Genomic DNA, 14,472 nt, shown 5'->3' on the forward strand with positions numbered 1-14,472 from the left:
GCTCAGCCGCCCGCCGCCTGTTTCAGCACTGGCCGGCCGCTTTCCAGATGCCCGGCGAGGTGGCCGACGACATGTTCGGCATCCTTGCCGACGGCAAGGAAGCGACCGGAGCCCCAGGTCCACAGCCACGGCAGCCCCAGCACATAGACGCCATCGATGCCGGTGACGCCGCGCCGCTGGACGGGGTAGCCAGTACCGTCGAAGATCGGCAGGCCGACATAGGACCAGTCTGGCGAGAAGCCTGTCGCCCAGATCACCGACGTGATGCCTTCCGCCTTGAGATCGAGTTCGGCCGGTTCGCCCTCGGGTTCCCACAGCGGCGTATAGACGTTCGCGGGCGGCGCATCGATGCCCTTTTCAGCGATGTGGCGGTCGATCAGCGCGTTGATGCCGTTATAGACGCGGTCGGCATTGTCGAGGTTGGATTTCAGATTGGGCGCAAACAGCATCTTGCCGTTCGAGACGCCTTCCATGCGGCCATAGAGCGCCATGCCTTCGAGGGCAAACTTGCGCAGATCGAGGTCACGGCCGCCATCGCGCCCGGTGAGATAGTGGTTGGTGTCGTGCTTTTTCTTGGTCATGCCGTCATGCTCGACGGTGATGTCGTACTGGCCGACATCGGCCAGCCAGTCCACCACATCGCGGCCGCGATAGAAGCGGGCGCAGCGCGGCGCGTTGCCGGTGACCATATGCACCTTGCGCCCGGCCAGATGCAGATCCTCGGCGATCTGGCAGCCGGATTGGCCCGAACCGACGACGACGACGGCACCGTCCGGCAGCAGGCTTGGATTGCGGTAATCGGCCGTGTGGATCTGCAGGATATCGTCGGGCAGCCGCTCGGCGGCGCGCGGTATTGCGGGCGCGCTGTAGAGGCTGGTGGCAATGATGACGCTGTCGGCGGTGATGCTGCCAGCCGAGGTCTCGATCTTGAAGAGATCGCCGGTCTTTTCCAGCGAGGTGACGCTGGTGCCTTCCAGCACCGGCGCATTCACCTTCTTCACGAAGCGGTCGACATAGCCGATGATTTCATCCTTCACCATGAAGCCGTGCGGATCGTCGCCGTCATAGGGATGATCGGGAAGCTGGCACTGCCAGTTTGGCGTCACCAGGCAGAAGGCATCCCAGCGCTCGTTCTTCCATTTGTGCGCCACCGTCTTCTTCTCGAAGACGACATGATCGATGCCGTGCTTCTTCAGATAATGGCTGGCGGAAAGACCGGCCTGTCCGCCGCCGATCACGGCAGTGCTGTAATGCGGCTTGAGGAGAAATGTCATGGGACGTTCCTTTCAGAAAATGAAGCTTTGGCAGCGCACGCGCGCATCGGCGTCGGATAAGAAGCGGGCACCGGCCTCCTCGATGCGGGCGAGCTGGCCGCGGGCGAGTGAGCAGGGGTAGCCGTATTTCGCCTCGACCCGGTCGCTGGCGATGCCAAGTGCCTGACGGCTGCGGTCGAGAAAGTCGCGGATCGGATAGGTCTGGCCTTCCTCGAAGAAGTCGCGGATCACCAGCGAGGGCGAGTAGCAGGTTTCCTCCCGGCCATCGGGCCAGGCGATGACGAAGCGCATTTCAGGCATGGGCAGGCTCCCTCAATGTCTCGTAGGCGTCGAGATGGGCAGCGGCGGTGCGCCGCCAGCCATGACCGGCGGCGATCACCAGGCCGCGCGGGACCAGCCGCTGCCGCACCGGCGGCATCAGCGAAATAGCCATAGCTTCGGCAATCGAGGCGGGATTGTGCGGATCGCACCAGATGGCATCGCCAGAGCCGAGATATTCGGTGAAGGGCGCAATCGAGGAGACGACAACAGGAATGCCGCTTGCCATCGCTTCCAGCACGACAAGGCCGAAGCCCTCCTTGACCGACGCAAAGACCAGCGTATCGGCAAGCCGGTAAAGCGCTGGCATGTCTTCATCGGCGACCGTGCCGAGGATATGGACGGCGCCCGCATGATCGCCGAGGGCGGCGAGGGCTGCGCGAAACTCGCCCTGATAGCCGCGGTGATCGAGCAGCGATGCGCCACCGGCGATGACGAACTGTGCGTCGGGGCGGATGGCGCGCACCTGCCGGAAGGCTTCGAGCATCGAGAGCGTGTTCTTGCGCGCCTCGATGCCGCCGACCGACAGGAAGACCGGCCCTGCGGGCAGGCCGAGCTTGCGGCGCAGCGCCGAACCATCGGCGGATGGAGAGAAGCGGTTGGTATCGACGCCGTTGCCGACGATGGTCGAGGAAATCCCGCGTTCGCGCTTCAGCCTGTCGCGCCACAGGGCGCTGACGGTGAAGAACAGGTCAGCATTGTCGATCGAACGGTCCTGCAGCGCCATCAGCCTGGCATCGCTGAACTGGTCGATATGATGGACCGTGCGGGCGAAGCCGGCGATGAGGCCACGTTCCTTGAGCGTTGCCAGCGCATTGCCCGAAATGCCGTCGTGGGCGTGGTAGAGGTCGAAATCGCGGTTGGCGGGATTGTCGAAGTGATCAAGGTAGTCGGCAATGCGCTGTTCGACCATTACAGTCATGTCCGAGAGCATGGAGTTCGCGGCCCCCTCATCCGCCTGCCGGCACCTTCTCCCCGATGGGGAGAAGGGATCTGCGGCTTGCTCAACATCCCCTTTCCCCTCAGGGAGAGGGTAGGATGAGGGGGCTGTAGTCTCAGTGTTTGCGGGCTGGGCAACCGGTATGCAGACGGTCTGGCATGTCGTTGCCCTGAAGAACCCGGCGCCTGTCGCATCCGGTGCATGCAGGACAACATCATGACTAAGCGCCGTCAGCGCCTCCGAAAGCTGCATGGCATGCACCACGCCGCCGCGCGGATTGGTGGAGTGCGAGAGCATCGCGATGCGCAGCGGGCGGCTCATGCTGCATCCTCCCGGCTGGCGACGGCTGGTCCAAGCCGCAGCAACGGGGTTTTCGCGTAGTCGCGGATGACGGCGCGCGCAGTGCCGTCAGTGATCGCAACCTCGCTGCCTGGTACGACCGTGCCGATTGCGGCGGCTGTGATGCCGCGGGCCGAGAACCTGGAAATAACGGCGTCGACATTCTCCGGCGCGACCGACAGCAGATAGCCGTAGCTGGGGAAAGTCGCGAGCCAGCGGTCGAGCGTCACGCCTGATGGCAGCGGGATCGGCGCGACGTCGATCTCGATGCCGACGCCGGAGCATTCGGCGAGCATGATCGCGGTGCCGGGAATGCCGCCCTGGCTGATATCCTTGGCGGCGAGCGCCAATCCGGCCTCGGCGATTTCGGGCATGATTTCCAGATCGCCGCGCAGCCGGGCAGGCGGCGCGTCTGTCGCTGCTTCCCAGTTGTTAAAGGGCTCGCGGTAGCGGCCGCGATGATCGACTGCGGCGATCAGCACATCGCCGGGGCGGGCATCGAAGCTGGTCAGCAGCCTTTTCGCCCGGCCGAGAATGGCGACGGAGAGCTGGTGGCGGTCGGTGCGGATATTAGTGTGACCGCCGACGATCGGCATGCCATAAGTCAGTGCCGCCGCCCGCATGCCTTCCAGCACCGGAGCGGCATTCTCCTCGCCATTCGCCCAGAGCGCATCGACGACAGCGACCGGCCGTCCGCCCATGGCGGCGACATCCGAGATGTTGACCATCACCCCGCACCAGCCGGCAAACCAGGGATCGGCGGTGACGAACTCGTTGATGAAGCCTTCGATGGCAAAAAGCAGGTAGCCGTCACCATCCGGCAGCGCGGCGCAATCGTCGCCGACAGGGATGGCTGGCGACAAGAGGACGCGCGGCGCCGTCCCGCCAAGATCATGCAGCGAGTGCGGCTGGGTTGGCCCCTCCCCCTTGTGGGGAGGGGTTGGGGAGGGGGTTACAGCTCCCATCAACCCCAAGCGCTCCGCCGCAAACCCAATATCAGCTTTTGCAGCGATACCCGCGGATGCCCGGAGCTTTTCGGCCAGCGCCTTGATGTCGATCGCGCCCATCATGCCGCCTTCTTCGGTAGTGCCACGAAACCGGCCTCCGGTGTCGGGCAGGGCGGATACCAGGCGAGATCGGCCTTCATCCGCAGATGCGGCTTGCCGTAGATCTCGAATTCCTCGACGACATCCCAATGCAGGCGGCGGAAGAGCAGGCCGTTCTGCACCTGCACATTGGCAAGGAACGTGTGGCAGCCCATGGCATTGGCCGAGGAGACGGCGAGCTTGATCAGCGTCGCACCGAGCGCTCCGATCTTGCGGAAATCCTCGTGGACGGCGAGGCGCGAGCCCCACCAGAGCCCAGGCTCCTCCTCATGAATGCGCACCGTCCCGGCCAGCCGGTCGGAGGCGACGCCCATCATCGAGAGCGCAACGATCGGAATGGCGTGGTCGTCGATCGCGTCGCGATCATCGCCGTCGAAAATCTTCTGCTCCTCGCAGAAGACGGCGCGGCGCAGCGCATGTGCCTGCTGCCTTTCCCAGGACGAGGTGGCGAACTTCACTTGGAATTCCGCGGCGCGGTAGGGAGCGAAGGGTTCGTGCATCATTTGGTCAGCATCCTTTCGTAGGTCGAAAGGGCCGAGCAGGCGCCGCATTTGCCACAACCGGCCTTGATGTCGACGGCCTTTAGGCCGCTATCGACCAGCATCTTCGAGAGCGGGCCGAGGATCGAATGCATGAAATCCGGCTTCGGCGCCGGGTGGCTTTCGAGCGGCGTTCCGGAGATCGGCACAAAGGGCACGACGAAGGGATAGACGCCGATCGCCACCAGCTTCTCGCAGATGTCGAGGATCGCTTCGCGGGTATCGCCGAGACCGGCGAGGATATAGGTGGAGACCTGGCCGCGGCCGAAGACCTCGACTGCCGCCTTGAAGGACGCCATGTATTTCTCGATCGAGACCTGCGCCTTGCCGGGCATGATGCGGGCGCGCACCTCCGGTGTGACGACCTCGAGATGCATGCCGAGCGCATCGACGCCAGCATCCTTCATGATCTGGAACCAGGCATTGTCTTCCGGCGGCTCGCATTGCGCCTGGATCGGGATATCGACCGCTGCCTTGATGGCACGGGCGCTGTCGGCGAGGATGGAGGCGCCGCGATCCGAACCCTTCGGCGTCCCCGTCGTCATCACCATATGCTTGACGCCATCGAGCTCGACGGCGGCCTTCGCCACCTCGGCAAGCTGCTCCGGCGTCTTGTGGGCGATGGTGCGGCCGGCGGCGAGCGACTGGCCGATGGCGCAGAACTGACAGGTCTTGGTGCGGCTCTGATAGCGGATGCAGGTCTGCAGCACCGTCGTTGCCAGTACATCGCGGCCATGTAGCACGGCGATCTGCGAATAGGGGACGCCATCCGCCGTTGTGCGCTCGTAGAAGCGGGGGCGCAGCGGGAAGGAGACTTCGCCGAGCACGCGGCCATCGCGGCTGATGCGGCTCTTGCCCTCTTCGTCAGGCTTGTCCACCAGATAGGGGCTTTCAAAGGCCGGGGCGGTGTGCACTGGCACCATGACGGTCATCCCGTCGATGGTCATCGGCTTATGGTCGGACGGACCGGCGCCGCCGCGGCGGCTCTCGTGCCCGGCCTTGGGATCAACCAGCCTGGCTCCGTAGGACTGCAACTCGTTGATCAGGATCTCGGTCGGAAGACGTGTCGTCGTACTGGTATCCATCGGTGTTGCTCCTTGCGGCTGCGGTTTCGAAAGAATTCTGGGAAGCGATCATCGGCGCGGTGGCGCGGCCATCGATGACGAGGTGAAGCAGTTCGGGGCGGGCGTAGTGGCCGACCGAGTCCATCATCCGTTTGCGCTTGGTGATCAGGCTCATGTCGAGATCGGCGATCAGGATGCCTTCGCCCTCGGTGACCGGCGGGGCCAGATGCTTACCCTCGGGCGAGATGATCGCCGTCATGCAGCCGCCGCGCAGCGCCTTCTGCAGATTCTGGTCCGGCGTGATCGAGACGATCTGCTCGTCGGTCAGCCAGCCCGTGGCGTTGACGACGAAGCAGCCGCTTTCCAGCGCATGGTGCCGGATCGTCACTTCCATCTGCTCGGCGAAGATCGGGCCGACCATCGAGCCCGGGAACTGGGCAATATGGATTTCCTCGTGCTGCGCCATCAGTGCGTAGCGGGCGAGCGGATTGTAATGCTCCCAGCAGGCGAGCGCGCCGAGCCGGCCGATGCGGCTATCGACGACAGTGAGCCCGGAACCATCGCCCTGGCCCCAGATCATTCGCTCGTGGAAGGTGGGGGTGATCTTGCGCCGCTTCAGCAGTAATTTGCCGTCGGCATCGAAGAGGAGCTGGGTATTGTAGAGCGAGCCGTGATCCCGCTCGTTGACGCCGAGGGCCACGACGATGCCGTGCTCACGGGCGGCGGCCGCGACGGCATCGGTTGCCGGGCTCGGGATGGTGACGGCCTCCTCGTAGAGGCGAACGTGCTCGCGTCCAGAAAGGACGGGTGGCAGCACGAAGGAGAAATACGGATACCAGGGAACGAAGGTCTCCGGGAAGACGATCAGCTCGGCACCCTTCGACGCCGCCTCGCTGATGGCGTCGAGCACGCGCGCTAGCGTCTTCTCCCGCGAGGTCAGATCGGGAGCGATCTGCGCGGCGGCGGCCCGGACGGTCAGTTTCTTCTCCATGGCAAAAAATCCTTGCTTCGGTTTCCCTTCTCCCCGGCGGGGAGAAGGGAGCGGGGGTCAGAGCGTCCAGGTATCGAGGATGAAGGCGCCGTCGCGGCGGTGGAGCAGGATCAGGTCGAGCACATCGAGCGGGCTGATCGGCGTGATGCCGGGGATCAGAGAGGGTTCGCCGTGTCCATAAAGCGCCTGCAGCGCAAAGCGGCAGGCATAGACCTTGCCGCCCTCATCCATGAAGCCCTTGATCTGGTTGTTGAAGTTCAGATGACCGGGGAAGGCTTCCATGCCGAGTTTGGGGAAGCCGCGCTGCACGCCGAGTGTGACGCCCGGGCCGTAGAGCAGCACCGAGGTCTCGAAGCCCTTGCGCTTCAGGCGCTTGGCCTGCAGCAGGTTGACGAGGCCGATCGAGCCTTCGAAGGCGACGGTATGGAAGGTGATGAGGGCCTTCTCGCCCTCCTTTGCCTGGACGTCTTCAAAGACCTTGTCTTCGTAGTCGACGAAGAAGTCTCCATCTGCGTGGGCCGGTGCGGTAACTGCGGGCATGAATGGCTCCTGTGTTTGAAGTCAGGCCCCTGTCGCGGGGTACAGCCATTGAATTGCAAGCACCGTGCCAGATTGAATCTGCACAAATAGCAGTCAAAATCACAGGAAATGCGATCAATATTGCATTCAATGTCGATGGTCGCTTGGATTGCCGCTAAAATGGCGTGCAGTTCCCTGCCAAAAATGAGTGCATCTATGACTTGAATGAATGCATTCAATATGCAATCAAATGTCAGCTGTTTTGCTCTGCCGAGCTGCTGATGCGGCATTCCGTTGTTGCGCGGCGGCCGATTGCCGCCGTGATTTCGCGTGACAGGGCGAGGGTGCAACAATATACGATCAATGTCCCCGGATTCCCTTCCGACGACGATCACGAATTGCGGATATGAAATGAAAGACTGGCATCCCGACCTCAGCCGTTCCTCCAGCCCTCGATATATGGCGATCGCCGATCTGATCGAGATGGATCTGCGTAGCGGCGTGCTTGCGGTCGGCGACCGGCTGCCGCCGCAGCGTGAGCTTGCGCGCAGGCTCAATATCGACTTCACCACTGTCGCTCGCGGCTATGTCGAGGCGCAGAAGCGCGGGCTGGTCGGCTCGCATGTCGGGCGCGGCACCTTCATCACCGGCGCTCAGGACAAGGAGCGCCGCGGCTTTGCGTCCGATGCGGCGCCCGATCCGCGCCGTGCGTCCGTCGTCGACTTCTCGATGAACCTGCCGCCCGAGCCCGATGATCCGGAGCTGCTCGACCGCATGCGCGAGGGCATGTCGGCGGTTGCCACCAATCTCATTCCGTTGCTGCGCTATCAGGGATTCGGCGGTTCCGGCATGGACAAGGAAGCGGCGGCCGCCTGGCTCAGCCGCCGTGGCCTCGTGCCATCGCAGGAGCGCATCTTCGTCACCCCCGGCGCACACCCGGCGCTGCTGGCGATCTTCGGCCTGCTGGCGCGGCCGGGCGATACGGTTCTCTCCGAAAACATCACCTATCCCGGCATGCGCTCGATCGCGGCACAGCTGCGGCTCAACCTTTCCGGCCTGCCGATGGACGACGAGGGCATTCTGCCGGATGCGCTGGCCGATGCCTGCGAGCGCCTGAAGCCGAAGGCGCTCTATCTCAATCCGACGCTGCAAAACCCGCTGACGCTGACCATTCCGGAGCGCCGGCGCGAGGAAATCGCTGCCGTTGCCCGCAAGTATCATGTGCCGATCGTCGAGGATGACGCCTATGGTTTCATTCCGCTGCATGGCCCGCCGCCGCTCGCGGCCATCGCGCCCGACCTGACCTGGCATATCGGCGGACTGGCGAAATGCATTGGCGCCGGGCTGCGGCTTGCCTTCGTCGTGGCGCCCGATACCAAGGCGATCTGGCCCTTCGTCAGCGCCATGCGCACCAATAATGTCATGGCTTCGCCGCTTAACCTGGCGCTGGCAACGCGCTGGATCGAGGATGGCACGGCCGACACCATCCTGCGCTTCATCCGCGCCGAGGCGGCCGCCCGTCAGCAGATGGTGGCCGGCATTCTGCCGGAGGGAAGCTACAGGGCCGATCCGATCAGCTTCAATATCTGGCTGCCGCTGACCAATGGCTGGACCCGCTCGACCTTCGGCAGCCATATGCGCAGTTCCGGCATCGGCGTCGTCGCCAGCGATGTCTTTACTGTCGATGGTGCAGCCGCCGAAGCCGTTCGCGTCTGCGTCGGCGGTCCGATCAGCCGCGAGCGGCTGCGTGGTGCGCTGGATTTCATGGCGCATGCGCTCGAAGGGCCGCCTGAGATGACCGCGTCCTTCTTCTGACGCTTCATTTGATCGACTTTGATGAAGGCGGGCCGTCGTGCCCGCTTTTTGCGTTTGCCGGCGCTATCGTTAAGCGCCGGGGACGCGCGGAAGGGCTCCATTAATCCTCTTCCCACAATCCTGCGGCATTGTGACTAATAGACTAGCAATCCGCGTTCAATGTAATTATATTGTATGCATACATTTAGAGGCGTTGAATGCATTTAAGGATGCCTCGCAACCCGAAAAGCGAGACTGCCGTGGATACCGATTATCCTCCTCTCCCTCCCATGCAGACCGGCGTGCGCGGCCGTTGTCCGCGTTGCGGGCAGGGGCATATGTTCAAGGGCTTCCTGACGCTGAAAACCGAATGCGAGGCCTGCGGCCTGGACTATTCCTTCGCCGACCCGGCGGATGGCCCGGCTTTCTTCGTTATCTGCTTTGCCTGCGTGCCAAGCGTGCTGCTCGGCGTCTGGCTCGAAGTCGCCTTCTCGGCGCCGCTTTGGGTTCAGTTCCTGGTCACCGGCCCGTTCATGGCGCTCACCTGCATTCCGCCGCTGAGGCCTCTGAAGGGGTGGCTGGTTGCCAGCCAGTATTTCTACAAGGCCGAAGAGGGCAAGCTTGCCCGAAGAGAAGCGCATCCGGCCGGCTGATTCAGACTTCGCCAAAATGAAAACGGCCTGCGCGGGTATCTCGCGCAGGCCGTTTTGCATTTGCTGCTTCGTCAGCGATCAGACCGAGACAGGGTCCTTCGCCGGCTGCGTGAACCAGTTGGCGCCGGTTTCGCTCATGTAGATATGGTCTTCGAGGCGAACGCCGAACTGGCCGGGGAAGACCACCATCGGTTCGTTCGAGAAGCACATGCCCGCTGCAAGCGGCGTCTTGTTGCCGCGCACGATAAACGGACCCTCGTGGATTTCCAGGCCAAGGCCGTGGCCGGCGCGATGCGGCAGGCCGGGCAGGCGATAGTCCGGGCCGAGGCCGTGGCTGCCAAAGGTTTCGCGGGCGGCGGCATCGAGTGTTTCGCAGGCGGCGCCGAGCTTGGCCCCATCGAACACGGCCTGCTGCCCGGCGCGCTCGATCGTCCAGGCGCGCTCGAATTCGGCATTGCCGCCATCAAGCATATAGGTGCGCGTCAAATCCGAGTGATAGCCGTCGAGACGGCAGCCGGTATCGACCAGAATGACATCGCCCTTCTGCAGGATCTGCTCGCCATCGGCGCCATGCGGCAGCGCCGTCGCGCCTCCGAAGGAGACGATGCAGAAGTTCGAGCCGTTATCGGCCCCGGCGGCGCGATGCTGCTGGTCGATATAGCGGATCACTTCGGAGGCGGCGATACCAGGCTGCAACATGCCGCGCACCTTGGCGTGGATATCGAGCGTCAGACCCATCGCATATTTGATCAGGGCGATTTCGGCCGGCGACTTGATGAGACGAAGGCCGTTGATGACAGGACCGCCATCCACCAGCCGCGCCGGATCGATGACCTTCGAGAAGGCGTGGTAGAAGGCGAGCGGCAGGGCGTCGTCGAGCGCCAGCAGGCCTTTGGCACCGGCGAGCGATGCGACCAGCGCCGACGGGCTTTCCTCTTCCTGCCATACGGCGATCTCGCCCGGCAGGTGCGGCAGGGTCTCGACGCGGCTGAATTCGAAGCCCGGAACGATATAGGTGAGCTTGTCGTCCGTGACGACGGCGCCGAGCAGGCGCTCGCTGAGGTGCCAGACGAGGCCGGTGAAATAGCGCAGGCTCTCGGTCGGGCCGAGCAGGGTGGCGGAGATGCCCTGTTCGCGCATGCGGCGGCGCAGGCTTTCAAGGCGTTCGGCGCGCTCGGTTTCGGTAATGGCGGCGACCGGGTGGTTCCATCCCTGTTGCATCATGATGCTTATCCATTCTCATTCGAACCGCCGGCGACACCCGCCGGCGCAGGGCCGAAGAGATGCATCCGATTGCCATCGAAGGGAAGTGGTATTTTTTGCCTGCCGCGCGATCAGCTCCAGCGCCGCCTCAGTGCATGGCTTCCGTCGCCCGCAGCGGGTGGCCGAATTCTCTGAGCGCCATCTCCAGATGGCGCACCATATCCCATTGGCCGCATTGGCGGGCCAGGTGATAGGCCTGCAGGCAGTGCCAGAAGAGGCTGTCCTGCGGCGCGCGCTCATCCGCCTTCGGGCAGACGACACCGGCATAATGCGACGGCGTACCGGCGGCGTCACGGAAGCAGCGGCCGAACGCCGAGACACTTGCGCGCGTGCCGTCGGGGCGAAGTATATCGTAGTCCTGCTGATAGGCCGCGCCGGTGACGATCGCCTCGTGGATCGCCTGCGCGATGCGCGGCTTGTCGACCGCATCGATGCGGTCGAGGAAGTGAATGATAGGCTGTCCCGACTGGGCGACCTCGGCATCGAAGCCGAAGAGGGCCGCCAATGTCGTATCGGCATAGACGGTGTCGGTACCGAGATCCCAGGTGAAGACGCCGGCCTCCGCCAAATCGGCGGCAGAACCGATATCCGCTGATCCGCTTTGGGTGAGGGACATTTGCGCTCTCTAAATTAGATTCGTTCTGATTTTCAGTGTCATATGCACACCGATAGAGGTATCGCAAGATTTCGGGATGGCCGGTCCGTCAGGTGAGCCCCAAGGCGGGCGAAGAATTCGCACCACCCGGCTGCATGCCGCGGAAAATCATGTAGGCTCACGGTTCTTGATCACGAAAGGAACCGCAATGGCCACCGTCAAGCTCCTCACCGATGCCGAAGTCGAAGCAAATCCCGCTGCCAAGGCGGTGTTCGACGACATCAGAGCCACCCGCAAGTCAGATTTCGTCAACAACTTCTGGCGCGGCCTCGCCAACGATCCCGCCCTTCTGAAGCGGACCTGGGAAGGGGTGAAGACGGTGATGTCGGCCGAAGGCGCGCTCGACCCGCTGACGCGCGAGATGATCTATATCGCCGTCTCGACGGCAAACAGCTGCTCCTATTGCGTCCACTCGCATACCGCAGCGGCAAAGGCGCGGGGGATGACGGAGGCCCAGCATGCCGAACTGCTCTCGGTGATCGCGCTTGCAGGGCAGAACAACCACCTGCTGACGGCCATGCAGATTCCCATCGATGAGGCGTTTCTTATCTAGGCGGCGTGGCGTCCTCTGGACGGTCCGCGCTGCCTTTACCAACTGGAAAGCATTGTAATTCTTAAGGATATTTCCGAAATCTCCGTCCGTCTCCCGTCAATTGAAGGCCGATCTTAATTAGCGGCGGGAGATGCTGACCGAAACAAAGGCGGCGGGGGCCAGGATGTTCAAGCGTAGAATTCGTGCATTCGTCAGTGATATCGGCGGTAATTTCGGGATCATGACGGCGGTGCTGATGCCGGTTCTGATCGGATCGGCGGGCGTCGCCGTCGATTTCTCCAATATGCTGCTGACGAAGCAGAACCTGCAGAACTACGCCGATGGCGCGGCACTCGCGGCCTCTTCGGCGCTGGCATCGAACGGCATTACCGAGGCGCAGGCGAAATCGCTGGCGACGGACTATCTTAAGGGCCAGATGACCGGCGAGGGCCTGACTGTCTCGCCGCAGATCACCGTCTCGACGGTCACCGGCGTCAACAACAGCAAAACCTATACCGTCGATCTTGCCTTCGATCTTTCGATGGCGCTGTCGCCGATGATGAGTGTCTTCAACCAGCAGACTGCGAAGATCTCCATCAGCAGCCGGTCGACCTCGTCGCGCGGCGCAAGTAATTCGCTGTCGATGTATCTGGTGCTCGACCGCTCGGGCTCGATGCAGACGAGCACGACCTCGATCAAGTCGACGACGCAGCCCTGCCACTATTACTACATGCCGAATGCCAGCACGATCAAAGACGGCGGCAGCAAGACGCCCTGCTACTATCAGCGCATCGAGGCGCTGAAGCTGGCGGCAGACACGCTGTTCAGCACCTTTGCGACCGCCGACCCCAGCGCCGGCCTGATCCGCACCGGCGCCGTGTCCTACAATTCCGCAAAGCAGACGGAGACGCCGCTCGCCTGGGGCTGGTCGGCAACCGACAATTATATCGACGCGCTGACCCCGACCGGAGGCACAAGCTCGACGGGCGCCTTCAAGGTGGCGCTCGATGCGCTGAACTCGACCAGCGAAGACACGATCCACAAGAACAAGAACGGCCTGACGCCGAACAAGGCGATCGTCTTCATGACCGACGGCGAAAACTCCTCGTCGTCCGACGACACGACGACGCTGACCCATTGCGCCACGGCAAAGAGCAAGGGCATCACCGTTTACACGGTTGCCTTCAGCGCCTCCGACCAGGGAAAGAACCTGCTGTCGAAATGCGCGACATCTGCGGCTACTTTCTTCTACGCCGAGAACGCTACCGACCTAACGGCGGCCTTCAAAACCATCGGCCAGGTGGCCGCAACAGGCCTGCCGCGCCTGACACAATAATTTGCTCCATACGCCCGTCTTGAGCCGGGCTCGGCCTGCTCCATTTTTAGCTCCGGCCGCCTTCGCAAGAAGGTGGCCGTTTGTGCAGGAATGTGAGACGTTGCTTTTGCGCCGGGCGGCTGCCCGGTTCGATGCCGTCTTCTGAAACGCGCGAGTTGCAGCGCAATGGGGAAAATAATGGCTGATGCAAAAATGATGTCTCAGATGGCTGACAAAGCGGGTTTCATCGCAGCGCTCGACCAGAGCGGCGGCTCGACGCCGGGGGCGTTGCGCCTCTACGGCATCGCCGATAGCGATTACAGCGGCGAAGACGAAATGTTCCGGCTGATGCACGAGATGCGCGTGCGCATCATGACGGCGCCGGCATTTTCCGGCGACAAGGTGATCGGCGCGATCCTCTTCGAAAAGACCATGGATGGCGAGGCCAAAGGTAAGCCTGTGCCGACATTCCTCTGGGAAGAGCGCGGCGTCGTGCCGTTCCTCAAGGTCGACAAGGGACTGGCGGCCGAGGTCAATGGCGTCCAGGTGCTGAAGCCGATGCCGGAGCTCGATGGGCTCCTGGAACGGGCGGTCAAGAAGGGCATCTTCGGCACCAAGATGCGCTCGGTCATCGCTGAAGCGAACCGGGCGGGCATTGCCGCCGTCGTGCATCAGCAGTTCACGGTCGGTCAGCGCATCCTCGAGCACGGTCTCGTTCCGATCATCGAGCCTGAAGTCTCCATCAAGAGCCCGACCAAGCGCGAGGCGGAGGTAATCCTGCGCGAGGAAATCCTGCGCGAGCTCGATGCACTGCCGGCAGGCAAGAAGGTGATGCTGAAGCTTACGCTTCCGAGTGTCGCCGATTTCTACAAGCCGCTCAGCGACCACAAGTCAGTCATCCGCGTTGTGGCGCTCTCCGGCGGCTACACCCGCGCCGATGCCTGCGACAAGCTTAGCCATAATCACGGCATGATCGCCAGCTTCTCACGCGCGTTGACCGAAGACCTCAGGGTGACGATGGCCGATGCTGAATTCGACACCAGCCTCGGCAAGACGATCGACGAGATCTATACCGCGAGCACGACAAAGTCCTGAGCGGGTAGCGAGGTCAGCGGGCTCCTTCCTGGAGCCCGCATCCCCTGCGAAAACGCGAGCTTTCTCCCGCGCAGC

15 protein-coding genes are annotated in these 14,472 nt (G+C 63.1%); 5 read left to right on the forward strand and 10 right to left on the reverse strand.

From position 1 onward, the window contains the following. Positions 1–2: 2 nt before the first annotated feature. Genes ABIE40_RS23320 through ABIE40_RS23355 form a run of 8 tightly spaced genes read right to left on the reverse strand, consistent with a single transcriptional unit; the run spans position 3 to position 7,111 of the window. Positions 3–1,274 (reverse strand): MSMEG_0569 family flavin-dependent oxidoreductase, encoded by a 1,272-nt coding sequence (locus ABIE40_RS23320; protein WP_199628305.1) that lies wholly within the window; start codon positions 1,272–1,274, stop codon positions 3–5. Between the two features lie 12 nt (positions 1,275–1,286). Beyond that, on the reverse strand, positions 1,287–1,574 hold the full coding sequence (locus ABIE40_RS23325; RefSeq protein WP_199628304.1) for an MSMEG_0570 family nitrogen starvation response protein: 288 nt from the start codon (positions 1,572–1,574) through the stop codon (positions 1,287–1,289). Next, on the reverse strand, positions 1,567–2,853 hold the full coding sequence (locus ABIE40_RS23330) for an MSMEG_0565 family glycosyltransferase (protein ID WP_199628303.1): 1,287 nt from the start codon (positions 2,851–2,853) through the stop codon (positions 1,567–1,569). The genes ABIE40_RS23325 and ABIE40_RS23330 overlap by 8 nt, the downstream gene beginning before the upstream one ends. Next, entirely contained in the window at positions 2,850–3,938 is a 1,089-nt protein-coding gene (locus ABIE40_RS23335) for a sll0787 family AIR synthase-like protein (RefSeq protein ID WP_354541152.1), read from the reverse strand. The genes ABIE40_RS23330 and ABIE40_RS23335 overlap by 4 nt, the downstream gene beginning before the upstream one ends. Then, on the reverse strand, positions 3,938–4,480 hold the full coding sequence (locus ABIE40_RS23340; RefSeq protein ID WP_112711230.1) for an MSMEG_0567/Sll0786 family nitrogen starvation N-acetyltransferase: 543 nt from the start codon (positions 4,478–4,480) through the stop codon (positions 3,938–3,940). Before ABIE40_RS23340 ends, ABIE40_RS23335 begins: the two co-directional genes overlap by 1 nt. Further along, on the reverse strand, positions 4,477–5,601 hold the full coding sequence (locus ABIE40_RS23345) for an MSMEG_0568 family radical SAM protein (protein ID WP_199628302.1): 1,125 nt from the start codon (positions 5,599–5,601) through the stop codon (positions 4,477–4,479). The genes ABIE40_RS23340 and ABIE40_RS23345 overlap by 4 nt, the downstream gene beginning before the upstream one ends. Beyond that, positions 5,522–6,571, reverse strand: a complete 1,050-nt coding sequence (locus ABIE40_RS23350; protein WP_199628301.1) for a Nit6803 family nitrilase — start codon at positions 6,569–6,571, stop codon at positions 5,522–5,524. The genes ABIE40_RS23345 and ABIE40_RS23350 overlap by 80 nt, the downstream gene beginning before the upstream one ends. 57 nt (positions 6,572–6,628) lie before the next feature. Beyond that, entirely contained in the window at positions 6,629–7,111 is a 483-nt protein-coding gene (locus ABIE40_RS23355; RefSeq protein ID WP_112711228.1) for an MSMEG_0572/Sll0783 family nitrogen starvation response protein, read from the reverse strand. A 390-nt stretch (positions 7,112–7,501) separates the two neighbouring features. On the opposite strand from ABIE40_RS23355, the gene ABIE40_RS23360 reads away from it, so the two are divergent. After that, complete coding sequence (locus tag ABIE40_RS23360) at positions 7,502–8,905, forward strand: aminotransferase-like domain-containing protein (RefSeq protein ID WP_199628300.1); 1,404 nt, start codon at positions 7,502–7,504, stop codon at positions 8,903–8,905. 239 nt (positions 8,906–9,144) lie between these two features. Continuing rightward, the gene (locus ABIE40_RS23365; RefSeq protein WP_199628299.1) at positions 9,145–9,537 is read left to right on the forward strand and encodes a DUF983 domain-containing protein; all 393 of its coding nucleotides are present in this window, start codon (positions 9,145–9,147) and stop codon (positions 9,535–9,537) included. A 78-nt stretch (positions 9,538–9,615) separates the two neighbouring features. Here ABIE40_RS23365 and ABIE40_RS23370 read toward each other — a convergent pair whose 3' ends face one another. Both ABIE40_RS23370 and ABIE40_RS23375 read right to left on the reverse strand, forming a co-directional pair. Beyond that, positions 9,616–10,761 (reverse strand): M24 family metallopeptidase, encoded by a 1,146-nt coding sequence (locus tag ABIE40_RS23370; protein WP_354541125.1) that lies wholly within the window; start codon positions 10,759–10,761, stop codon positions 9,616–9,618. Between the two features lie 127 nt (positions 10,762–10,888). Then, positions 10,889–11,416 (reverse strand): PAS domain-containing protein, encoded by a 528-nt coding sequence (locus ABIE40_RS23375; protein WP_199628298.1) that lies wholly within the window; start codon positions 11,414–11,416, stop codon positions 10,889–10,891. 187 nt (positions 11,417–11,603) lie between these two features. Between ABIE40_RS23375 and ABIE40_RS23380 the strand changes: the two genes are divergently transcribed. The 3 genes from ABIE40_RS23380 to ABIE40_RS23390 all read left to right on the forward strand — a co-directional run bounded on the left by ABIE40_RS23380 (position 11,604) and on the right by ABIE40_RS23390 (position 14,397). Beyond that, the gene (locus ABIE40_RS23380; protein WP_199628297.1) at positions 11,604–12,008 is read left to right on the forward strand and encodes a carboxymuconolactone decarboxylase family protein; all 405 of its coding nucleotides are present in this window, start codon (positions 11,604–11,606) and stop codon (positions 12,006–12,008) included. A 163-nt stretch (positions 12,009–12,171) separates the two neighbouring features. Beyond that, positions 12,172–13,323 carry a vWA domain-containing protein gene (locus ABIE40_RS23385; RefSeq protein ID WP_199628296.1) on the forward strand — a complete coding sequence of 384 codons (1,152 nt, stop codon included), beginning with the start codon at positions 12,172–12,174 and terminating at the stop codon, positions 13,321–13,323. A gap of 177 nt (positions 13,324–13,500) precedes the next feature. After that, positions 13,501–14,397, forward strand: coding sequence for a fructose bisphosphate aldolase (locus ABIE40_RS23390; protein ID WP_130281643.1), 897 nt, complete (start codon positions 13,501–13,503; stop codon positions 14,395–14,397). Positions 14,398–14,472 lie beyond the last annotated feature (75 nt).

It is taken from the genome of Rhizobium sp. OAE497 (assembly GCF_040546565.1).
Lineage (GTDB): Bacteria > Pseudomonadota > Alphaproteobacteria > Rhizobiales > Rhizobiaceae > Rhizobium.

Excerpts from the sequence above, each read along its gene's own strand:
- ABIE40_RS23320 (WP_199628305.1), bottom strand. The coding sequence starts at position 1,274 with ATGACATTTCTCCTCAAGCCGCATTACAGCACTGCCGTGATCGGCGGC.
- ABIE40_RS23325 (WP_199628304.1), bottom strand. The coding sequence starts at position 1,574 with ATGCCTGAAATGCGCTTCGTCATCGCCTGGCCCGATGGCCGGGAGGAA.
- ABIE40_RS23330 (WP_199628303.1), bottom strand. The coding sequence starts at position 2,853 with ATGAGCCGCCCGCTGCGCATCGCGATGCTCTCGCACTCCACCAATCCG.
- ABIE40_RS23335 (WP_354541152.1), bottom strand. The coding sequence starts at position 3,938 with ATGGGCGCGATCGACATCAAGGCGCTGGCCGAAAAGCTCCGGGCATCC.
- ABIE40_RS23340 (WP_112711230.1), bottom strand. The coding sequence starts at position 4,480 with ATGATGCACGAACCCTTCGCTCCCTACCGCGCCGCGGAATTCCAAGTG.
- ABIE40_RS23345 (WP_199628302.1), bottom strand. The coding sequence starts at position 5,601 with ATGGATACCAGTACGACGACACGTCTTCCGACCGAGATCCTGATCAAC.
- ABIE40_RS23350 (WP_199628301.1), bottom strand. The coding sequence starts at position 6,571 with ATGGAGAAGAAACTGACCGTCCGGGCCGCCGCCGCGCAGATCGCTCCC.
- ABIE40_RS23355 (WP_112711228.1), bottom strand. The coding sequence starts at position 7,111 with ATGCCCGCAGTTACCGCACCGGCCCACGCAGATGGAGACTTCTTCGTC.
- ABIE40_RS23360 (WP_199628300.1), top strand. The coding sequence starts at position 7,502 with ATGAAAGACTGGCATCCCGACCTCAGCCGTTCCTCCAGCCCTCGATAT.
- ABIE40_RS23370 (WP_354541125.1), bottom strand. The coding sequence starts at position 10,761 with ATGATGCAACAGGGATGGAACCACCCGGTCGCCGCCATTACCGAAACC.
- ABIE40_RS23375 (WP_199628298.1), bottom strand. The coding sequence starts at position 11,416 with ATGTCCCTCACCCAAAGCGGATCAGCGGATATCGGTTCTGCCGCCGAT.
- ABIE40_RS23380 (WP_199628297.1), top strand. The coding sequence starts at position 11,604 with ATGGCCACCGTCAAGCTCCTCACCGATGCCGAAGTCGAAGCAAATCCC.
- ABIE40_RS23385 (WP_199628296.1), top strand. The coding sequence starts at position 12,172 with ATGTTCAAGCGTAGAATTCGTGCATTCGTCAGTGATATCGGCGGTAAT.
- ABIE40_RS23390 (WP_130281643.1), top strand. The coding sequence starts at position 13,501 with ATGGCTGATGCAAAAATGATGTCTCAGATGGCTGACAAAGCGGGTTTC.